The following is a 20,890-nucleotide window of genomic DNA, read 5'->3' on the forward strand; positions in this document are numbered from 1 at the left end:
CAGGTATGAAGACCAAAAATAATGTTGAAGAGGAAAGAAATGTTCTTCATGGCAGGTATGAAGACCAAAAATAATGTTGAAGAGGAAAGAAATGTCCTTCATGGCAATTATGAAGACCAAAAATCAATTTGAAGAAGGAAGAAATGTTCTTCATGCCAGGTATGAATACTAAAAGTGTATAGTATGTCGGATCGAGGTTGTCCTTAACAGAAATGCATAGAATGATGGAACCGATAAACAAGAGAGTCCAGTCCCTACCAAAAATCCACTTCACAAATAAAGAGGACATCCAAATGCATAGGGAATCCTAAACATCCCTCACTCACCACATTGAACATTCTTATATAGTCGAAAATCTACATGCTTAGCTACTTGACGTTAAAACATAACTCGATTCAAAGGTGCGATGAAACTGAAAATAATAAACATAAGAGACCAGTAATTTAGGTCCCGCTAAATAAAATACATCTAAAATAGTTGCATTGAAAAATCCTATGCATAAATCAAGGCAGTGCAATTACTAAAATCTCCTCATAAACATTGAAACCATTTCAAATTATTATTACTTTTAACAAAATCAAAAGTCACCACGTCATGAACCACTCCCTCAACAATCACATATAGATAAGTGTGAGGTGAGCAATGTGAGTGTTATCAACACTATAAAGTGGATGAAAAAGGAACAATCGATTATTCCTTTATTAAAACCATATTTTGCAAATTTGAGTGAAGAACAGATTGAAAATAACCTTCGAATGTATGGGATGTCAAAAAAAGCTAAGGCAACAGATGAATGGATGAAACGGATTGAAGATACAAAAATCTTGAAGTTCTTACAAAGACATGAAACGATGCTTCGTGCTAAATGGCAAGGACCTGATATTCCAATTTTCACGCTTCCTTGTGATGAGCATAATCAAAAAATACAGGTGGAGTATAAGGGGCGAGCAGGGGTAGCTTTTTATGATAAGCTTTTTTATTTTTATCATCGCATATAGAGAAAGAATCTATAAAACCGTTATTTATACATGAATATCACCATGTGTGTCGCCTAGCCTCAGTAGGAAAAAAAGAAGCGGAATTTAGCTTGATTGATATTGTCATTATGGAAGGTTTAGCTGAAAATGCTGTACGTGAGGAATTGGGAGAAGCGGCTGTTTCGTCATGGGCTAAGCGTTACAATGATGATCAGGCTGATCGCTTGTTGGAAAGGATTATTATGCCTAATCATGAATTAACACGTAAACATCCGATTACTACACAAATTTTATACGGGACTGGGTTATATCCAAATATGGTTGGTTATGCCGTTGGCTATTATTTAGTTCAAAAGTATATGAATCGAACAGGATGTAAAACGAAGGATTTAATCGGAGTTGCTGCTGAAAAGTTTATAGAGTAAATAATTACTAGTGTTTTCAATGTATATCAGTGATGTTGGAATAATTTCTCTGTTTTTTGCCTATACTGTTTGACAAATGGTGATGAAGTGAGGGGTAAAAAATGTTATTTCTTCATGATGTTTGGGTAAATTGGTTTGAAGGTGAAGAGAATGGTTACAATGTTTGTCATTTCCATGAATGGAGAAAAGATGACAGTGTTGAACTTTTAGATCAGGTTCCCTTAGTCAAGGTAAATTCGCTACTATTTGACTACATAGAAAACAATTTAGCGGAGTTGCCACCTGGTCTACTAAAAGATGTTTTCCAAAAAGCTTATATTAGAAAAAACCATGAACGAATCCAATTAGACTATTGTTTTGTTGTAACAGATGGTATTGGAATTTTAGTAGTTGATACGATTGGCTATACAATTCCGATTAGAAAAAGCCGAGTTATTCCTCGTCAGGAACAATTAGTTTATGAAATGATAAAAGATATTGAACCTGAAACGTATTCAATTGAATCACTGAAAGATGAAATGGAAGATAAGGAATATCATATTCTTTCATTAGCTCCAGAATACGTAAGAGGATTGACTAGAAAAGAAAGACAATTAAAGCAATTATTATTTATGGCACTTGATCAATTACAAGGTACGAAAAATGCTGCAGAAGTAAAATATTGGTATACTGAATGGAATCCTACGATGTATCATGAAATTCAAGATAGTGCATTTGATGAAGTTTGGAGTAAATTATACGAAGAAACACTTGAAGGTTGGTCACAAAAGCACGTCCATTTATGTGAGAGACTTGTTAAAGGACAGCCATTTTTTGAAAAGCTCTGGGATATGGAGCATGAATCAAAAGTAAATTAATATATACTTACATACTATAGGAAACGATATGAAGGTTCATTGGAGATAGTGGACAAGCATATCGTTTTTCTTATTTATAAATGGCTGTTTTCGCAAATATTGTTGCTTTTAACTGAGTTGTCGTTTAGGGTTTGTCTCCTCTTACAGTCCTCACTTTCCGCGGGGTGGATAGTGCATCCCGCAGGAATCTCGCAATCAACTCCAACAAATCATTAAATCAGTGCAAAAGCCACAATCTTTTAGAATAGAGCTTATAAATCGTGAAGCTATGAAAAAATAGTCAGGCTCCGCAAACACTTTTACATCAGTGTTCGTAGGTGGAGGCTGACCATGATATGCTCAAAATTATTTACGTTTTCTGCCAAGTCCCATCGCATTTTCCATCTTCTTTAACATTTTGTTAGCTTGTGCGTTCGCCTTTGCAGCACCTTCGTCAAGTATGTCATCTAATAATGTTGAATTCATTAGCTGATGATACTTCTCTTGGATAGGAGCTAGAGTATGAATTATGACATCAGCGACGTCTGCTTTAAAATCTCCATAACCTTTACCAGCATATCTCGCTTCAATATCTTCTACCGATTCATTATTTAAGTTTGAGTAAATCGATAATAAGTTAGAGATTCCAGGTTTGTTTTCTTTATCGTATTTTACAATTCCTTCAGAGTCAGTTACGGCACTTTTTATTTTTTTCTCGATTTGTTTCGGTTCATCTAATAATGTGATAAAGCCTTTAGTGTTTGGATCTGATTTACTCATTTTCTTTGTGGGCTCGGCAAGTGACATAATTCTTGCCCCTACTTTTGGGATGCGAATTTCTGGAATTGTAAAAATATCATTGTATTTCTTATTGAAACGTTCTGCTAAATCTCTTGTAATTTCAAGATGCTGTTTTTGATCATCCCCAACTGGAACCAAGTCTGATTGATATAAAAGAATATCTGCAGCCATTAATGGAGGATATGTTAAAAGTCCAGCTGAGACTGCATCCTTCCCTTTTGATTTGTCTTTAAACTGTGTCATTCGTTCTAATTCTCCAATGTAGGCTAGGCATTGCATCATCCATCCTGCTTGTGCATGGGCAGGAACTTCCGATTGAATGAATAGAGTTGCCTTCTTGGGATCAATTCCAACAGCGATATAAAGTGCAGCAAGACTTCTGATATTTTTTCGTAGCGCGAGGCGGTCTTGAGGTACTGTAATCGCATGCTGGTCAACAATACAAAAATAGCAGTTATATTCATCTTGTAGTTCGACAAATTGCTTTAATGCTCCGATGTAATTTCCAAGTGTAACTGAACCACTCGGTTGAATTCCTGAAAAAATTGTTTTCATCATGATTCCTCCAATTGTTATACAAGTTATCTTTTCTATTTGCACATAAGTTGCTAAGGGTAATCCTAGATTTTCACTTTTGTGAAGTTTCCGAGAAATACAAAAAAGCCCACTCATCCCCTATATAGGGACGATGGACCGCGGTGCCACCCTATTTATTTCTAAACAGAAAATCACTCATGTCTTTAACGCAAGAATACGTCTAAGCTTACTTATTTCAGCTTAGAAGCTCGAAAGTCCATTCCATATCGACCATTACCTGTTTACAGCAACCACAGGCTCTCTGTAAATGAATCATATATGTACTACTCTTTGTCATCGCTTACTATTTTTTTCTTATTATATGAAAACAATCCTTATTTTGCAAATTATTTTGACAAGTTTGTATGTCAGTATTTACAGAAGCGAGGCAACTACCATGACGAATTTATGTCACGGCCACTAACATAACATATCGCTAACAATGCAAATGCTTCTTAATTGTAATAAATCCCTAATGCAATGAGCATGATACATAGTAAAGCTAATCCATTATAAAGAAGGATTGCATGGTCAAAAGTAACTAGTTTTGACATAGCAGGGATTTCAAGCGCCTCCTGCTTAGTAAGTTCTTTGCCTTTAGATACAAACATTCTCCGGAATCCATATGTGACAACATCAAAAAAACCGCTTTTAACCGTAATCGTTAAGAGGGAGATGAATAAGAAGAAGCCCCCGATAAAAAAGGTGGTATTAATGAAATGAAGTAAAGTCAACTCACGATAGGTTATAAGTGGAACTAAAATTGTAATAATGATTGAAAAGAAAAAGAGCATGATAAGCTTTTTAATCAAAAGTATCCTTCCTTTATAAGCGTAGTAATTCAATTATATCAAAGAGGAAGTGTATAAAAAAACTATCTTGAAATTGCAAATTGTTTGAATATTCACAATGTAAATAAAAATCTTAGATGAATGACATTTTTACAAAAACTTTATCAATTCAATGTTTTAAAGCGTTTGTTTATTAAACAGACAAAGTAATATAGTTCTTTGGAACTATTTTAATCTCTGTATAGCTTGCTATCACTAACTTGTATACATTTTCCTGAAAAAATATATACAAAATTGTTTGAATACTTGTATAATAATCCGTATGAGTTAATTTTAATACTGAAAGGGAGGTCATGATGTGAAAAAGTCAAAATTCACATTGGTTTTATCATTGCTTTTAGCAGTTAGTATGTTCTTAGCTGCATGTGGTGGCGGCGATACTGGATCAGATAAAAAGGGTGCTGAAAAGGGTAAAGCAGCACAAGAAATTACAGCGTTAGAGTCAGCATCTATCCCTTCAATGGATAGTGTAATGGCACAAGATACTGTAAGCTTTACAACATTAAATAACGTAAATGAAGGTTTATATCGTCTTGATCCTAAACAAGAAGTTGTTGAAGGTGTTGCTGAAGGTGAACCTGAAGTTAGTGAAGATGGTACAGTTTACACATTTAAAATTAAAGAAGCGGCAAAATGGTCAAATGGTGATCCTGTAACGGCGAATGATTTCGTCTATGCATGGCAACGTGCAATTGACCCTGCGGTTGCATCACCATACGGTCCCTACATGATGGACGGAAAAATTAAAGGTGCAGCAGAAATTTCAGCTGCAGGTGCAGAGAAAAAAGAATATGACTTAAATACGTTAGGTGTTAAAGCACTTGATGAAAAAACACTTGAAGTAACGTTAGAAAGACCGATTCCATACTTTAAATCTTTAATGGCATTCCCAACGTTCTATCCACAAAATCAAAAATTTGTTGAAGAACAAGGTGAAAACTACGGTAAAACTTCTGATAACTTAGTTTATAATGGACCATTTAAACTAACAGATTGGAAAGGTAGTACTTCTGCAGAGTGGACGTATACAAAAAATAATGACTACTGGGATGCAGATACAGTAAAACTTGAAAAAGTTCAATGGAATGTATTGAAAGACCCTCAAGCAGCTGCGAACGCTTTTGAAACTGGTGAGGCAGATGTTACAGGTAAATTATCTTCTGATATCGTACCTCAATATGAAGGTGACGACAGAATGGTTAATTGGTTAGAACCAACAGTATTCTGGTTGAAATTTAACCAATCTGAAAATCCAGCTTTGAAAAATGTAAATATTCGTAAAGCAATTGCTCAAGCAATTAATAAAGAAGATTATGTAAACAGTGTACTTAACAATGGGTCGGTTGTAGCTAATTATGCTGTGCCTAACGAATTTGTTAAAAATGATGAAACAGGTAAAGATTTCCGTGAAATTAATGGTAATGAATTACTACCATATGATTTAGATGCAGCAAAAGCAGCATGGGAAGCAGGATTAAAAGAACTTGGCACTGATAAAGTGGAAGTTAGATATTTAGGCGATGACACTGAAAACGCGAAGAAGACTGCTGAATATATTAAAAATCAATTAGAAACAAACTTACCTGGACTATCACTAAAAGTTGAAAGTGTACCATTTAGTGTTCGTCTAGACCGTGAAAACACTCAAGACTATGACATCCAATTAGCTGGTTGGGGTCCAGATTATCCAGATCCAATGACGTTTTCTGACCTATGGTTAACAGGTGGAGGAAATAACAAAATGGATTTCTCTAGTGAAAAATATGACAAGCTAGTGAAAGATGCGCAAACAACATTGGCTCAAAAACCTGTTGAGCGTTATGAAGCATTAGCTGAAGCTGAACGTGTGTTACTTGAAGAAGAAGCTGCAATTGCGCCGCTATACCAACGTTCTTCTAACGTATTAGTTGGTGACAATATCGAAGGCTTCACGTATCACTTAGTTGGTCCAGAGTACAGCTATAAATGGGCTTCAGTTAAATAAATCAGTAAGTTGATTTTACAATGACCTTCATTGTAGAAAGAGAGTATGTTGCCAGTCAATATGCTCTCTTTTCCCTTGTTTGAAATTGTCGAATTATGCGGAAAATTTTAAATTTTTTAGGAGGTGCGAGAATATGGCTAAATATTTAACACAACGTATTATTTACATGATCATTACTCTATTTTTAATTGCCACTTTTACCTTTTTCCTCATGAAAATAATCCCAGGTACACCTTTCACAAATGCTGGTAAATTATCAGAAACGCAGCTAACGATTATGAAAGACAAGTACGGTTTAGATGAACCGATCCCTGTTCAATATATGAATTACATGGTGAATATGGTGAAAGGTGATTTAGGCATATCTTTCCAATTTGATAATGTAGGTGTTACACAAATTTTAATGGATGCAATTGGACCATCGGCAACACTTGGATTCCAGGCAATTTTATTTGGAACATTTTTTGGTATCATTCTTGGTGTTCTCTCTGCATTAAGGCAAAATACGTGGGTCGACTATAGTTCAACTTTTGTTGCAGTTTTAGGTAAATCAATTCCATCATTCGTGTTTGCTGGATTATTACAATATTATGTTGGTGTTAAACTTGGTTGGTTCCCAGTTGCTTTCTGGCGCGGCCCTGAATACACGGTATTGCCAACAATTGCCCTTGCAATGTTTCCAATTGCAACAGCCGCTCGTTTTGTAAGAACAGAAATGGTTGAGGTGTTGGAATCTGATTATATTACGCTAGCGAAGGCTAAAGGTGCAAGTTGGTTTGATATTGCATTTAAACATGCTTTACGGAACGCATTAATTCCAGTTATAACAGTTCTTGGACCGTTAGTCGTGAGTTTAATGACTGGTTCATTAGTTATTGAGAAAATCTTTGGTATTCCAGGATTAGGAGAGCAATTTGTTAAATCTATAACAGTTAATGATTACCCTGTTATTATGGGAACGACGATTTTATTTGCTGTATTATTCGTAGTCGTAATACTTATTGTTGATTTACTGTATGGATTAATTGATCCTCGGATCCGCCTAGCGGGAGGGAAAAAATAATGGATTTAAAAAAAATAAGTAAAGACAAATTTGCTCCCGCGCAAATCGATGCCAATAAAAGCGAAGAAATTAATAAACCGAGCTTGAATTATTGGCAAGATGCTTGGCTACGTGTGAGAAAGAATAAGGGTGCAATTGTTAGTTTGTTTATTTTAGCAATTATCACAATCATGGCCTTAGTTGGTCCTCATTTAAATAGCTATGGTGTTGACGAGCAAAATTTAAAACATAATAATTTACCGCCAAGAATACAAGGACTTGAAAATATAAGCTGGTTACCATTTGACGGTGAATTGAAACGAAAAAATGGTGATACGTATAATGCTTATGAAGTAAAAAATGTTGAGAACTATTATTGGTTAGGTACCGATAGTCTTGGAAGAGACTTATTTACCCGAGTTTGGAAAGGTACACAAATCTCTTTATATATCGCACTTTTAGCTGCTGCCATTGATATGATTATCGGCGTCATCTACGGCGCAATTTCTGGTTTTGTTGGCGGCAGAACGGATAATATCATGCAACGTATTACTGAAATTCTAGTTGGTATTCCAAACTTAGTTGTTGTAATACTGATGATCATTGTTCTTGACCCCGGTATTTTATCAATTACAATTGCCTTAACTGTTACCGGTTGGGTTGGTATGGCAAGGGTTGTACGGGCCCAAGTGATGAAATTAAAGCAGCAAGAGTATGTATTAGCTGCTCGTACTTTAGGTTTATCGAATGGAAAAATAATTAGCAAGCATTTAGTTCCTAACTTAGCTGGAGTTATTATCGTCAATACAATGTTTACAATTCCTAATGCGATTTTCTTTGAAGCATTTTTAAGCTTTATCGGCTTAGGGCTGCAACCGCCACTTGCTTCATTAGGAACACTTATTGATGACGGATTTAAAGTGTTGCAACTATATCCTTATCAAATGATTATCCCAGCAATTGTAATCAGTTTAATTATGATTTGTTTCAATATGATTGCAGACGGATTACGTGATGCACTTGATCCGAAGATGCGTGACTAGAAAAGGTAGGTGAAATGATATGGATAAAATTCTTGAAGTAAAGGATTTGAATATTTCCTTTCATACGTTTGCTGGTGAAGTACAAGCAATTCGTGGAGTGAAGTTCGATTTATATAAAGGTGAAACTTTGGCGATTGTCGGTGAGTCAGGTTCAGGGAAATCTGTAACGACAAAGGCAATTATGCGCTTGTTACCTGAGTCGAACTCTGAAATCAAAAATGGCGAAATCATATTCGAAAATAAAGATATTACAAAACTGTCGAATAAAGAAATGCAAAAGATTCGTGGGAAAGATATATCAATGATTTTCCAGGATCCAATGACATCGTTAAACCCAACGATGAAGGTTGGGAAACAAATCATTGAGCCGATTGTAAAACACCAAAAATTAAGCAAAGCATCGGCGAAGGAACGAGCAATAGATATATTAAAACTAGTAGGGATACCGAACGCAGAAGAGCGATTTAATCAATATCCACATCAATTTTCAGGTGGTATGAGACAAAGGGTTGTTATCGCAATTGCTCTTGCATGTAATCCAAAAGTACTAATCGCTGATGAACCAACAACAGCATTGGATGTGACAATTCAAGCACAAATATTGGAACTTATGAAAGAATTACAAAAGAAAATTGATACTTCTATCATCTTTATTACCCATGATTTAGGTGTAGTTGCGAATGTTGCTGATCGTGTTGCGGTCATGTATGGTGGGAAAATTGTTGAAGTCGGTACGGTCGATGAATTATTTTATAATCCACAGCACCCGTATACATGGGGGTTAATAAGCTCAATGCCTGATTTAGATGTTGAGGATGAGGAGTTATATGCGATTCCAGGTACTCCTCCAAATTTATTACATCCACCAAAAGGTGATGCATTTGCACCAAGGAATGAATATGCGATGCAAATTGACTTAGAAGAACAACCGCCAATGTTTAAAATATCTGATACGCACTATGCTGCGACATGGTTGTTACATCCTGATGCACCAAAGGTTGAGCCACCCGAAGCGGTTAAACGCCGTAAAAGGCAATTCCTTGAAGAAGGAGGGAAACAATCATGAGTTCAAAAGAAAAATTAGTTGAGATAAAAAATTTAAAGCAATATTTCAATGTTGGTAAACCGAATGAAGTACGTGCTGTAGATAATATTTCCTTCGATGTATATAAAGGAGAAACGCTAGGATTAGTTGGTGAATCAGGTTGCGGTAAGTCTACGACTGGACGGACAATCATTAGACTATATGATGCAACTGACGGTGAAGTTTTATTTAATGGTGAAAACGTGCACGGGAAAAAATCACGAAAAGAACTAAAACAGTTTAACCGTAAAATGCAAATGATTTTCCAAGATCCGCAAGCTTCTTTAAACCCAAGAATGAAGGTATCTGATATTATTGCTGAAGGTATTGATATTCATGGCTTAGCTAAATCACCAAAAGACCGTATGAACCGTGTACATGAGCTTCTTGAGACAGTTGGATTAAATAAAGAGCATGCCAATCGCTACCCGCATGAATTTAGTGGTGGACAGCGACAACGGATTGGAATTGCGCGTGCACTTGCAGTAGAACCGGAATTCATCATTGCTGATGAACCGATATCTGCCCTTGATGTATCAATTCAAGCACAAGTAGTGAATTTATTGAAAAAGCTGCAGCAGGATAAAGGCTTAACATATTTATTTATTGCACATGATCTTTCAATGGTAAAATATATTAGTGACCGGATTGGTGTGATGTACTTCGGTAAACTTGTAGAATTAGCTGACGCGGATGAATTGTATTCAAATCCAATTCACCCTTATACTCAGTCGTTATTATCAGCAATTCCATTACCAGACCCTAACTACGAACGTTCACGGGTTCGCAAAACATATGACCCAAGTCAGCATCAATATAAACCTGATGAAGATGTATCATTTCGTGAAATAAAAAAAGGTCATTATGTGATGTGTTCACAAGCTGAATATGAAAAATATAAAAAAGAATATGTTTAATAATAATTGATGACTCGTAGCAATATGAGTCATCTTTTTTTGTTTTAATAAGACTATCTTTATGGCTTTTTCCCTAATTTTATTAGGGTCTATGGGGCTGAGTGCGAGAGTCCTGATTGGTGGTGAGGGGCACTGTGATTCATGCAGCGTATACGTCAAGCTTTACGAAAAGCGGAGCAATTTGCCCCCAGACGTACAATGGACCTGGAGTTTGCTTATTCGAGCAGATGGATCGATGAGGATCGCTACCAATCTCGAGGAAAAGGGTGGATGTAGCAGCAACCAACTAAGTTAAAATAAAACAATGTCTTAGAAAGCGGATAAATAGGTTTTATAGCAAACAATTACACGTTTAATGATAATGTAACAGGGTATATCTAACTATATACCAATAGCAACAAGAGATTGTTCCATACACCTATAGATAAGGGGAGACTGACATTGAATTGGTATGAAAAGTTAAATCAATACTTTCCGATTGAAGAAATGAAATCTAAAAAGCATATGGAATTATTACTGAAAGAACGTGCCGATATTTATATTAAGGATGAAGGGAAAAATCACGTCCTTATGTATGTAGAGCTCGATGATTTTATTTTTATTGATTATTTATTCGTTTCAAAGGATGCTCGGGGTGAGGGGTTAGGTCATAAACTTATTACCAAATTAAAAAAGAAAAACAAGCCTATTATACTAGAGGTAGAACCTGTTAATTATGACGATACAGACACTGAAAAACGACTAAAGTTTTATAAAAGAGAAGGCTTTCATCATGCAGAAACGATTGGTTACGAGCGCAGGTCAATTGCGACAAATGAAGTGAATAAAATGGAAATTTTATATTGGTCACCGAATGAGGAATCAGAGGAAGATATTTATAAAGCGATGATTAAAACGTATAACCTAATCCATACGTACAAAGATAAAGAAATATATGGTGAATCCTATGAGTCAGCACGTGAAGCAATTACCTTAGATGAAACAAAAAGGGATTCCAATATTTTAGATAATCTATAAAAAAGTTAGTTTGGTTGTAAAATGCAGGGTACATGCTTTAATTCTTATTCACAGTGGGCAAGGGTAACTAGACAGAAGAGTTTATCATGCCCACTTAATGGGGATAGGACTTTAACTTCTGTGTTAACTAAAGGCTACTTTTCTAAAAGATTGTTGTTTTTTGCATTGACTTATCGTAGGGAGATGACCTGAAGTTTGCTTGTTCGTGCCGCTAGGAGCTATGAGGCTCACCACCCACCCCGCAGAAAGCGAGTACTGTAAGAGGAAACCAACCCATATCGACAACTAAGTAAAAAGCAACAATGTTTGCGAAAACAGCCTTACTTAAAAAGACGATGTCAGTTTGACAAAATTGTTGGAATTTCTACAGTAATGTCAAATCTTGTTTAGAAAGGTTATTTTTTAATCTTTGTCGAATTTTTAAATTTGTCTGTATAGTTAAATGATACACAAACAACACTTTAAAGTATGCCAAAAAACAAGAAGTTTAGAAGAAAACACTAGTTAATGAAGTAAATAATAGATAAAATTTTCTCAATTACAAAACGCTCGTTGAGAAAAAAAGGTCGAATTGTAGTATGATTACATAAGGATTGTTAATGTTTGTAATCGGATTGTCACACTTTTAATCTTAATTTTTATATGCATACTTACTTTTTTATAGTATAATAAAAACAGTGATTCTTAATTTAAAGTAATTTCAATCAACATATTGTTAATCCATTCCAAAAATAGAGGAGTGAAAGTGAATTGGTCACATTATATACATCGCCAAGTTGTACTTCATGTAGAAAAGCGAAAGCATGGTTAGAAGAACATTCTATTGAATACGTAGAGAGAAATATATTATCTGAACCTTTATCCATTCAAGAGATTAAAGAAATTTTAAGAATGACAGAGGATGGAACAGATGAAATTATTTCAACTCGTTCAAAAATCTTTCAAAAGTTAAACATAAATTTAGAAAATATGCCACTTCAAGACTTATATAAATTAATACAAGATAATCCGGGACTGTTACGTCGTCCTATTATCATTGATGAGAAGAGACTACAAGTTGGATATAATGAAGATGAAATACGCCGTTTCTTACCTCGTCGTGTTCGTACTTATCAATTAAAAGAGGCACAACGTTTAGTTAATTAGCTTATATCCGAATAATGAAATATGAATATAATATAAAAAGAAAAGACTCCTCAAATATATTGAGGGGTCATATCTTTTTTTTGAAAAGTCACCTTTTTGCTTGTTGTTCTTAACCTTTATGATTTTGAATTAGGTTGTAATACGTGTTGATAGATGAGGCCAGCTAATAATATAAACGATGTTGTTAAAAGTGGTAAGCTTTGTGCCATGACAGGATATTCCTGATAAATAGCCTGTAGTCTTGGTTCATTGATAATCATTTTCCCTGATGTAAAAGCTAATAAACCACCGCCAACATAAATGAGAAGCGGATATTTTGTTAATAATTTTAAAATTAACTTACTGCCCCAAATTATGATAGGAATCGAAATAAATAATCCGATTACGATTAATATCATCTGCCCCTGTGCTGCTCCCGCAATTGCAATGACATTGTCAAAACCCATTAGTAAGTCTGCAATTATAATTGTTTTTATTGCTTTCCATAATGAATTATGACTTTCAATTTGATTTGAATCTTCTTCTTTGCCAACAATTAAGTGAAATGCAATATATAAAAGGAAAACCCCACCAATTAACTGTAAAAAGGGTATTCTCAATAGATAAACGGCGATTAGTGTAATGGCAATTCGTGTTAAAATAGCTAAGCATGTACCAATAATGATTGCTTTATTGCGCTGTTTATCCGGCAATTTTCTACTGGCCATAGCGATGACAACTGCATTATCAGCTCCAAGTACTAAATCAATACCGATGATTACTAATAGTGATAGGAAAAAATCATGTTCCATTTATAAAATACCCTCTTTCAGCTTAGTTAAAAGACCTTAAAAATTCAGGTTTTCTATTATGTTATATTGGGGTTAATAGGAATTAAATGTGAGACACCACGGGTACTCAATGATTACTATCCATTATGAGAATTTCTGAAAACTACCTCATAAGAATTTTGGTTTTTATAAGGTAAATGGATAAGTTTTCTTATGCTCGTACAATTATATGAAGGTAATCATAAATTATGATAGTGTGAACATATAGGTAAAATAACTGTTTTTACGAAATGAGGACTTTTTTATTTCATTTAAGAACGTTTTATCATAAAATAGGAGTACAAGATTATCTACTTGTATAAACTCCGATAAAGGTGTAGAAGAGCATCTTCAGCGTAGAGAGAAGGTTACCTACTAACACTTTTTCTTTATTCAATGGTTAAATTTAAATAAATTTGGGTAAAGTGTAGGAATGTACAACTACCTCACTTGGAGGGGGTTGTCCCTTCAACATCTTATATAGAAGGGAAGGTTTAAGTGATGGAAATCGAAAGAATCAACGAAAATACTGTAAAGTTTTACATTTCGTATTTAGATATAGAAGAACGTGGCTTTGATAGGGATGAAATTTGGTATAACAGGGATAGAAGTGAAGAGTTGTTTTGGGAAATGATGGATGAAGTTCATGAGGAAGAAGAATTCATGATCGAAGGTCCACTTTGGATACAAGTTCAAGCTTTAGATAAAGGCTTAGAAGTTATCGTAACGAAGGCACAAGTATCAAAAGATGGACAAAAACTTGAACTTCCAATCGCAGATGATAAATTAAAAGAACTTCCAATAGATGAGAGTGTTGAATCTTTACTTGGTGGCTTCTCAAAATCAGATGATGCACACGAGGAACTAGTCGAAGAGGTTGAACAAGAGCTACAATTCGTATTTAAATTCAATGATTTAGAAAACATTATTTCACTTTCAAAATACTCATTTTTAACGGGAATGACAAATCATCTCTATTCACTAGAGCAAACATACTATTTATTTATCGAATTCAGTGAAGAAATAACAGATGAGCAAATTGAAAATTCACTAAGTATTATATTAGAATATGGACAAGAATCTCGTGTTACGATACATCGTCTAGAGGAATATGGCACATTAATTGCGAAAGACCATGCCTTAAAAGTCATAAATAAGCATTTTGACTAAATAAATTGAATAAATAGCTTTGCAAATGATACCCGGTTCATTCGATCTCGGGTTTTTATTTTGGTTCATTTTTGGTTGTGTTTTACTTTGTTTGCTTAGACATTCCCTTTTAAAGATATCGTTGTCGCTGTATAGGTCTACATGCGCTATAGTAGTTACATATCATAATAAGAAGCTGAGTAGGCTAGACTTTTTGAGTTATCGCCTACTTTATTTTTAATATTAAAACGATACACCGAAACTTAACAACAAAAAAGTTTGCGAAAACAAATCACAGTTGGATTAAATTAATGAAATAGAAATATAATAGGTAACAATATCATGTTTGACTCTTTATGGGGAAAATTAAATCGACTACTTTGCAAAGAATCGACAACAAAGTGGCTTTAAAGTACATCCAAACGAAACGACTAATCCGTTTTCGTTTCATCTTTACAAGAAATCGAATAGAAAAAGCAGGGTGAAACGATGAAAAACACTTTTCGGCTTTTGTTATTTATAGGTCTGCTCGCAGCAATGATTCTTCTTACGAAAAGTCTTTGGGGAGACTTTGTCGTAGGGACAGTTAGTATCATCTTTACATTATCAATTATTTTTATTTGCATTGTAATTTTTTTAGAAAACCGTCATCCATCACATACGATAACATGGCTCGTTGTTCTCGGTGGCTTTCCGTTAATAGGGTTCTTTTTCTATATTTTGTTTGGGAGAAATGTGAAAAAGCGACGCTTATTTGCAAAAAAAGCTCTAACAGATGAGCGAGTTTTTTTAGAGATTGAAGGAAACCATTCTTCCTATCAAGATAAAATGGCTCATATGGGAGAACATCAACAACTCCTCTTTAAGCTTGCCCATCGATTGGGCCATAGCCCAGTATCCTTTGGGACAAGGACAAAGGCGTTAACAAATGGGGCTGAAACATTTGATCATATTTTTAATGAAATAAAAAAAGCAAAGCATCATATCCATCTTGAATATTATATCGTTAGGCATGATCAAATTGGACAACAACTAAAGGAGCACTTAATTGAAAAGGCCAAAGAGGGTGTAGAAATCCGTTTCTTATATGATGCGGTCGGTTGCTGGAAGCTTTCTAATAGTTTTTTTAAAGAGATGAGGGCCGCGGGCATTGAAACAGTTCCTTTCCTACCTGTTCGATTCCCATTATTAAATAATAAAATCAATTTCCGTAACCATCGAAAAATCATTGTAATAGATGGTGTTACTGGTTTTGTTGGTGGATTAAACATTGGTGATGAGTATTTAGGTAAAAATAGTCAGTTTGGATTTTGGCGTGATACACATTTGCTCATCAAAGGGGAAGCAGTACGTACTTTACAGATGATTTTCTTGCAGGATTGGTATTATATGACGAACGAGAAGCTTCTTTCAGAAACGTACTTGGCTTCTCCTAAAGAAAAACCTGAAGAAACGGGTGGAGTTCAATTAATTGCAGGTGGCCCGGATAATAAATGGGATGTCATTAAAAATTTATTCTTTTCAATGATTATCTCTGCGAAACAATCGATTTGGATAGCGTCTCCATATTTTATTCCTGATGAAGATATATTAACTGCTCTAAAGGTTGCTGCGTTAAGTGGTCTAGATGTGAGGCTGATTATGCCAAAGCATCCTGATAAAAAAATCGTCTATTATGCATCACGTTCCTACTTCCCGGAATTACTTGACGCTGGAGTAAAGGTGTATGAATATGAAAAGGGATTTTTACATTGCAAGATTATCATTGTAGATAATGAGCTTGCATCAATTGGTACAGCAAATATGGATATGCGAAGCTTCCATTTAAATTTTGAAGTAAATGCTTTTCTTTATCGAACTGGAAGTACACAGACACTTGTTAATGAATACTTACATGATATTAATCAATCGAAGCAAATTATGAAAATTGATTTTTCGAAGAGACCATTTTATAAAAAGCTATTTGAATCAACTGCAAGATTGCTATCCCCTTTATTATAAAGGGGATTTTTTAATCGCTAAAACGAAATGAAAATGAAGTTTTTATCATTTGCACAAAAGATTAAGATGTAGATAATAGGTGGTAAAAGGGTGTGTGGCATGTTTGTAGCTAATAATCAATCTGGTAAACCCGTGAATGTAGCAGAAAATAGACTATCAAAGGAACAGCTTCGTTATTTACGTGAAAATAACCAATTCTATTGTCCAGTATGCGGTAACGAGCTCGACTTGAAAATCGGTCATATTGTAAAGGCTCATTTTGCCCATAAAAGGCTATCGGGCTGTACAGCTAATCATATTTCTGAAAGTGATTATCATATGAAAGGTAAAGCTGATTTGTACAAATGGTTGTCATCTCAAAAGCACTTCAACGTAATGTTAGAGCCTTATCTCAATGAGATAAATCAACGACCTGACATATTACTTGAAAAAGTGAAACAACGAATACCAATTGAATATCAATGTTCTTCGATTGCCCCTTCAATCTTACTTAAAAGAACGAACAGTTACACTTCAATACAAATGACTCCACTATGGATACTTGGAGGAAAAATGTTAACTAGAGTTGGAGAAGTATCTTTTTTGCTCCCATCTTTTCAATGGCATTTTATCCAAACACCAAGAAAATGGATTCCACCTCATATTATTTATTATTGCAGTAAACAGGAAGCATTCATTATCTTAAATGCGATAATTCCTTTCTCAACTAGGTTAATATTTTCGAACCACATGTATTATCCAATTAAATCCATTTCATTCGAAAAGTTATTTAACATTAAAGTTGAGTTAAGGAATGTTTATTCAAAATGGTTTGAGCATGTAAAACAGTTTCGATTAAAACCACAACCTTACCAAACAAAAGAGACACGTAGCTTCAACAGATTGCTTTATCGGGCAAAACAACGTCCATTAACATATTTACCTGCGTTAGCTTTTCTTCCTCTTCGAACAGGTTATTTAATCGAATCACCAATCTACATTTGGCAAGGCTTCATTCTCCTTTACTTAGATAATATCCCTATTAATCATACTTTTTCCTTCCGCCATGTTTGTACCTTTGTAAACCAAAAAATAAAGAATAAACAGATAAAAATACGTATCTTACACCAAATTAAGGAAGATTATAGTTTGGCTATCAGGGAGTACTTAAGTAAATTAAGCCATTTTAAATTGATTAAGCAGTTCTCGAGAAATTCATATCAAAAATTAAAAGCAGTGAATTGGAGTAATCAACTAGATGATTTAATAAATGAAGACAAGCTTACGATGGAAACAGTTAACAAATTTTTTCGATAGTTGCATAGCTGCCATATTTTTGTACACATTAAAAGAGAGATAATAAGGCAGAGGTGATCATATGTTTAATAAAAAGAAACGGAAACCAAATCTATTTCTTTTTACAGCATCATTAATAGGTACAGGGGCAGTATCATACTATTTGACAAAAGATAGGCTACAAGGAGAAGATAGAGATAAATCTTCATATTCATCTGATTTTAATACCGTGCATGATTTGTAGGCAGCTGCGGAGGAAATTTTAGATGGGAGGATGAATATGAAGAACAACAGATTGCTTTTTATCATAACAGCGATTTCACTAATAAGTGGTACTATGACAAGCTCCGCAAATGCTATATCTAATTCTGAAGGGGGAAAAGTGATGAGTGAGCAAACAGCAGTAAAGAAGCTTCCAGCAAGAAGTGAGATTAAAAAAGAAGATACTTGGAGACTCGAGGATATATTCGCGACGGATCAAGAATGGGAAAAGGAATTTGAAGAAATTAAAGCACAATTACCAAAATTATCTGCTTTCAAAGGAAAACTAGGCAACAGTGCAGCAGACTTGTATCAAGCACTAAGTTTTCAAGATCAAGTGATGGAACGATTAGGAAAATTATATACATACGCACATATGAGATATGACCAAGACACAACGAATTCAACTTATCAAGCATTAAATGACCGTGCACGTAACCTTTATACACAAGCCTCTAGCTTAAGCTCTTATATCGTACCAGAGCTCCTAACAATTGATGAGGAGAAAATAAAGCAGTTCCTCAATGAGAAAGAAGAGCTAAAGCTATATGAACATGCTCTAGATGAAATTAATCGTCAACGTCCACATGTTTTATCAGCTGAACAAGAGGAGCTTTTAGCACAAGCATCTGAGGTATTAGGTTCATCAAGCAATACGTTCGGTATGTTAAATAATGCAGACCTTACCTTTCCAACGATTAAAGATGAAAATGGAGAAGAAGTAGAAATTACACATGGCCGCTATATACGCTTTTTAGAAAGTGAAGACCGTAGAGTGCGCGAGGACGCCTTTAAAGCGGTTTATAAGACTTATGGAGACTTTAAAAATACATTTGCTAGTACGCTTAGCGGAACGATAAAGAAGGATAACTTTAGTGCGAAAATTCGTAACTATGATTCAGCTCGTCATGCAGCATTAAGCAGTGACAATATTCCAGAATCAGTTTATGACAACTTAGTAAGTACGATTCACGATAATTTAGACCTGTTGCAACGCTACGTTAAGCTTAGAAAAGAAGTGTTAAACTTAACAGAAGTTCATATGTACGACTTATATACACCACTTGTTAAGGATGTAAAAATGGAAGTTACGTATGACGAAGCGAAGGATTATATTTTAAAAGGTTTAAAACCACTTGGTGAAGAATATCAATCGATTTTAAAAGAAGGCTTTGAGAATCGCTGGGTAGATATTCATGAAAATAAAGGGAAAAGAAGTGGTGCATATTCATCTGGTACATATGGAACAAATCCATATATCTTAATGAACTGGCAAGATAATGTAAATAACTTGTTTACATTAGCACACGAATTCGGCCATTCAGTTCATAGCTATTATACTAGGAAGCATCAACCATACCCTTATGGCAACTATTCAATTTTCGTCGCGGAAGTAGCATCAACTTGTAACGAAGCTTTATTAAATCACTATCTATTAGAAACGATTGAAGATAAGCGTCAAAGACTGTACCTGTTAAATCATTTCTTAGAAGGATTTAGAGGTACTGTATTCCGTCAAACAATGTTTGCAGAATTTGAGCATATTATTCACCAAAAGGCTCAAGAAGGAGAGCCGCTAACACCTGAGTTATTAACAAAAATTTATTATGATTTGAACCGGACATATTTCGGAGATGACATTGTCATAGATGAAGAAATCGGCTTAGAATGGGCAAGAATTCCTCATTTCTATTACAATTATTATGTATATCAATATGCTACAGGGTATAGTGCAGCAACTGCATTAAGTAACCAAATCTTAGAAGAGGGCGAACCAGCTGTCGAACGTTACCTAGAATTTTTGAAAGCAGGAAGCTCAGATTATCCAATCGAAGTGCTTAAAAAAGCGGGTGTAGATATGACATCTTCAACGCCGATTGAGGAAGCATGTAAAGTATTCGAAGAGAAGTTAACTGAAATGGAACAGTTATTAGCTGAATTACAATAATTACAAAGGGTCTGCCCCCTCCAACAAAGACTAGTATATAGAACGGAATCGTACAAGGAATTAATTCAAAAATAATGTTAGAGGGGGCTGACTCTCCTGTTTTGTCCCCTCCAAATATGACTAGTATATAGAACGAAATCGTACAGGAATTAATTCAAAAATATGTTAGAGGGGGCTGACCCACCTGTTTTGCCCCCTCCAAATATGACTAGTATATAGAACGAAATCAAACAAGGAATTAATTCAAAAATAATGTTAGAGGGGGCTGACCCTCCTTTTTTAGTCAGCTCCAATATTCAAAAGCCTTTAAATGTTTTACGGTGATTAATTAAATACAGCGTTATAAACAAGGCAATAAACAATAGAGGTGATGTGATATAGAGAGGAAGCAAATTCATAAATGCGAGTAAGTTAACAAAAAATAAAATTGTCGTCGAGATGATACCTACAATAATCCACTTCATCTAAAAAATTCCTCCTTACGTCTGTTCATAAATTATATATGAAACTGTATGTCCATTTATCCCACAATGACCTAATTTGATGGAACCATTCCTAAAACTATAGAAAAATACTATAATTATTTGTGAATTTTTTGTGAATATAAGGTCTTACCCTTGTCAAAATGCGACAGAATTTGATATAGTAAGGATGTGAAATTAATCACAAAACAAACATTTACCCCTTTGTTTGACCGTGAAAAATTTCTCCCATCCCCTTTGTTGTCGTTAAGACATAAAAGAGAAGA

18 protein-coding genes, 2 pseudogenes and 1 other annotated feature are annotated in these 20,890 nt (G+C 34.7%); of the genes and pseudogenes, 16 read left to right on the plus strand and 4 right to left on the minus strand.

Going from position 1 to position 20,890, the window contains the following annotated elements:
* Positions 1 to 851: 851 nt before the first annotated feature.
* Both J2S19_RS08650 and J2S19_RS08655 read left to right on the plus strand, forming a co-directional pair.
* Positions 852 to 1,402 (plus strand): annotated as a pseudogene (locus J2S19_RS08650) (DUF2268 domain-containing putative Zn-dependent protease).
* A gap of 101 nt (positions 1,403 to 1,503) precedes the next feature.
* Positions 1,504 to 2,259 carry a YjbA family protein gene (locus J2S19_RS08655; protein ID WP_307340177.1) on the plus strand — a complete coding sequence of 252 codons (756 nt, stop codon included), beginning with the start codon at positions 1,504 to 1,506 and terminating at the stop codon, positions 2,257 to 2,259.
* A gap of 345 nt (positions 2,260 to 2,604) precedes the next feature.
* On the opposite strand, the gene trpS is transcribed toward J2S19_RS08655, so the two are convergent.
* Together trpS and J2S19_RS08665 are read right to left on the minus strand one after the other, a co-directional pair.
* The gene (trpS, locus tag J2S19_RS08660; protein WP_307340180.1) at positions 2,605 to 3,594 is read right to left on the minus strand and encodes a tryptophan--tRNA ligase; all 990 of its coding nucleotides are present in this window, start codon (positions 3,592 to 3,594) and stop codon (positions 2,605 to 2,607) included.
* A gap of 123 nt (positions 3,595 to 3,717) precedes the next feature.
* Positions 3,718 to 3,922, minus strand: a binding site (T-box leader).
* Between the two features lie 148 nt (positions 3,923 to 4,070).
* On the minus strand, positions 4,071 to 4,427 hold the full coding sequence (locus J2S19_RS08665) for a DUF3899 domain-containing protein (protein WP_307340183.1): 357 nt from the start codon (positions 4,425 to 4,427) through the stop codon (positions 4,071 to 4,073).
* Positions 4,428 to 4,764: 337 nt separating this feature from the next.
* On the opposite strand from J2S19_RS08665, the gene J2S19_RS08670 reads away from it, so the two are divergent.
* From J2S19_RS08670 to spxA, 8 genes are all read left to right on the plus strand, one after another.
* Positions 4,765 to 6,450: a peptide ABC transporter substrate-binding protein gene (locus J2S19_RS08670; protein WP_307340186.1), complete on the plus strand. Its 1,686-nt coding sequence runs from the start codon at positions 4,765 to 4,767 to the stop codon at positions 6,448 to 6,450.
* Between the two features lie 133 nt (positions 6,451 to 6,583).
* Positions 6,584 to 7,513, plus strand: coding sequence for an oligopeptide ABC transporter permease (gene opp3b, locus J2S19_RS08675; RefSeq protein ID WP_307340189.1), 930 nt, complete (start codon positions 6,584 to 6,586; stop codon positions 7,511 to 7,513).
* Entirely contained in the window at positions 7,513 to 8,535 is a 1,023-nt protein-coding gene (gene opp3C / locus J2S19_RS08680) for an oligopeptide ABC transporter permease (protein WP_307340192.1), read from the plus strand. The genes opp3b and opp3C overlap by 1 nt, the downstream gene beginning before the upstream one ends.
* 19 nt (positions 8,536 to 8,554) lie before the next feature.
* The gene (locus J2S19_RS08685; RefSeq protein ID WP_307340196.1) at positions 8,555 to 9,601 is read left to right on the plus strand and encodes an ABC transporter ATP-binding protein; all 1,047 of its coding nucleotides are present in this window, start codon (positions 8,555 to 8,557) and stop codon (positions 9,599 to 9,601) included.
* Positions 9,598 to 10,536, plus strand: coding sequence for an ABC transporter ATP-binding protein (locus J2S19_RS08690; RefSeq protein ID WP_307340199.1), 939 nt, complete (start codon positions 9,598 to 9,600; stop codon positions 10,534 to 10,536). Before J2S19_RS08685 ends, J2S19_RS08690 begins: the two co-directional genes overlap by 4 nt.
* A 141-nt stretch (positions 10,537 to 10,677) precedes the next feature.
* The gene (locus J2S19_RS08695; RefSeq protein WP_307340203.1) at positions 10,678 to 10,812 is read left to right on the plus strand and encodes a hypothetical protein; all 135 of its coding nucleotides are present in this window, start codon (positions 10,678 to 10,680) and stop codon (positions 10,810 to 10,812) included.
* A 165-nt stretch (positions 10,813 to 10,977) separates the two neighbouring features.
* Positions 10,978 to 11,553, plus strand: coding sequence for a GNAT family N-acetyltransferase (locus tag J2S19_RS08700; RefSeq protein ID WP_307340205.1), 576 nt, complete (start codon positions 10,978 to 10,980; stop codon positions 11,551 to 11,553).
* A gap of 750 nt (positions 11,554 to 12,303) precedes the next feature.
* The gene (gene spxA / locus J2S19_RS08705) at positions 12,304 to 12,699 is read left to right on the plus strand and encodes a transcriptional regulator SpxA (protein WP_307340206.1); all 396 of its coding nucleotides are present in this window, start codon (positions 12,304 to 12,306) and stop codon (positions 12,697 to 12,699) included.
* Between the two features lie 116 nt (positions 12,700 to 12,815).
* On the opposite strand, the gene J2S19_RS08710 is transcribed toward spxA, so the two are convergent.
* Positions 12,816 to 13,490, minus strand: a complete 675-nt coding sequence (locus J2S19_RS08710; protein ID WP_307340208.1) for a TerC family protein — start codon at positions 13,488 to 13,490, stop codon at positions 12,816 to 12,818.
* A 432-nt stretch (positions 13,491 to 13,922) separates the two neighbouring features.
* Here J2S19_RS08710 and J2S19_RS23705 point away from each other — a divergent pair.
* The 6 genes and pseudogenes from J2S19_RS23705 to pepF form a co-directional block, all read left to right on the plus strand.
* Positions 13,923 to 14,003: pseudogene (locus tag J2S19_RS23705) on the plus strand (hypothetical protein); the annotation flags it as partial.
* 6 nt (positions 14,004 to 14,009) lie between these two features.
* Positions 14,010 to 14,678 carry an adaptor protein MecA gene (mecA, locus tag J2S19_RS08715; RefSeq protein ID WP_307340211.1) on the plus strand — a complete coding sequence of 223 codons (669 nt, stop codon included), beginning with the start codon at positions 14,010 to 14,012 and terminating at the stop codon, positions 14,676 to 14,678.
* A 468-nt stretch (positions 14,679 to 15,146) separates the two neighbouring features.
* Complete coding sequence (cls, locus tag J2S19_RS08720; RefSeq protein WP_307340214.1) at positions 15,147 to 16,658, plus strand: cardiolipin synthase; 1,512 nt, start codon at positions 15,147 to 15,149, stop codon at positions 16,656 to 16,658.
* Positions 16,659 to 16,757: 99 nt separating this feature from the next.
* Positions 16,758 to 17,954, plus strand: a complete 1,197-nt coding sequence (locus J2S19_RS08725) for a competence protein CoiA (protein WP_307340705.1) — start codon at positions 16,758 to 16,760, stop codon at positions 17,952 to 17,954.
* Positions 17,955 to 18,015: 61 nt separating this feature from the next.
* A complete protein-coding gene (locus tag J2S19_RS08730; RefSeq protein ID WP_307340216.1) occupies positions 18,016 to 18,177 on the plus strand; it encodes a hypothetical protein in 162 nt (53 codons plus the stop codon).
* A 141-nt stretch (positions 18,178 to 18,318) separates the two neighbouring features.
* Positions 18,319 to 20,142: an oligoendopeptidase F gene (gene pepF, locus J2S19_RS08735; protein ID WP_307340708.1), complete on the plus strand. Its 1,824-nt coding sequence runs from the start codon at positions 18,319 to 18,321 to the stop codon at positions 20,140 to 20,142.
* Between the two features lie 296 nt (positions 20,143 to 20,438).
* Here the strand turns inward: pepF and J2S19_RS08740 are convergent, their stop codons facing one another.
* On the minus strand, positions 20,439 to 20,606 hold the full coding sequence (locus tag J2S19_RS08740) for a hypothetical protein (RefSeq protein ID WP_307340219.1): 168 nt from the start codon (positions 20,604 to 20,606) through the stop codon (positions 20,439 to 20,441).
* Positions 20,607 to 20,890: the final 284 nt, after the last annotated feature.

This window comes from Metabacillus malikii (assembly GCF_030813355.1).
GTDB classification, from domain to species: Bacteria; Bacillota; Bacilli; order Bacillales; family Bacillaceae; genus Metabacillus; species Metabacillus malikii.

Excerpts from the sequence above, each read along its gene's own strand:
- J2S19_RS08655 (WP_307340177.1), top strand. The coding sequence starts at position 1,504 with ATGTTATTTCTTCATGATGTTTGGGTAAATTGGTTTGAAGGTGAAGAG.
- trpS (WP_307340180.1), bottom strand. The coding sequence starts at position 3,594 with ATGAAAACAATTTTTTCAGGAATTCAACCGAGTGGTTCAGTTACACTT.
- opp3b (WP_307340189.1), top strand. The coding sequence starts at position 6,584 with ATGGCTAAATATTTAACACAACGTATTATTTACATGATCATTACTCTA.
- opp3C (WP_307340192.1), top strand. The coding sequence starts at position 7,513 with ATGGATTTAAAAAAAATAAGTAAAGACAAATTTGCTCCCGCGCAAATC.
- J2S19_RS08685 (WP_307340196.1), top strand. The coding sequence starts at position 8,555 with ATGGATAAAATTCTTGAAGTAAAGGATTTGAATATTTCCTTTCATACG.
- J2S19_RS08690 (WP_307340199.1), top strand. The coding sequence starts at position 9,598 with ATGAGTTCAAAAGAAAAATTAGTTGAGATAAAAAATTTAAAGCAATAT.
- J2S19_RS08695 (WP_307340203.1), top strand. The coding sequence starts at position 10,678 with ATGCAGCGTATACGTCAAGCTTTACGAAAAGCGGAGCAATTTGCCCCC.
- J2S19_RS08710 (WP_307340208.1), bottom strand. The coding sequence starts at position 13,490 with ATGGAACATGATTTTTTCCTATCACTATTAGTAATCATCGGTATTGAT.
- mecA (WP_307340211.1), top strand. The coding sequence starts at position 14,010 with ATGGAAATCGAAAGAATCAACGAAAATACTGTAAAGTTTTACATTTCG.
- cls (WP_307340214.1), top strand. The coding sequence starts at position 15,147 with ATGAAAAACACTTTTCGGCTTTTGTTATTTATAGGTCTGCTCGCAGCA.
- J2S19_RS08725 (WP_307340705.1), top strand. The coding sequence starts at position 16,758 with ATGTTTGTAGCTAATAATCAATCTGGTAAACCCGTGAATGTAGCAGAA.
- J2S19_RS08730 (WP_307340216.1), top strand. The coding sequence starts at position 18,016 with ATGTTTAATAAAAAGAAACGGAAACCAAATCTATTTCTTTTTACAGCA.
- pepF (WP_307340708.1), top strand. The coding sequence starts at position 18,319 with ATGAGTGAGCAAACAGCAGTAAAGAAGCTTCCAGCAAGAAGTGAGATT.
- J2S19_RS08740 (WP_307340219.1), bottom strand. The coding sequence starts at position 20,606 with ATGAAGTGGATTATTGTAGGTATCATCTCGACGACAATTTTATTTTTT.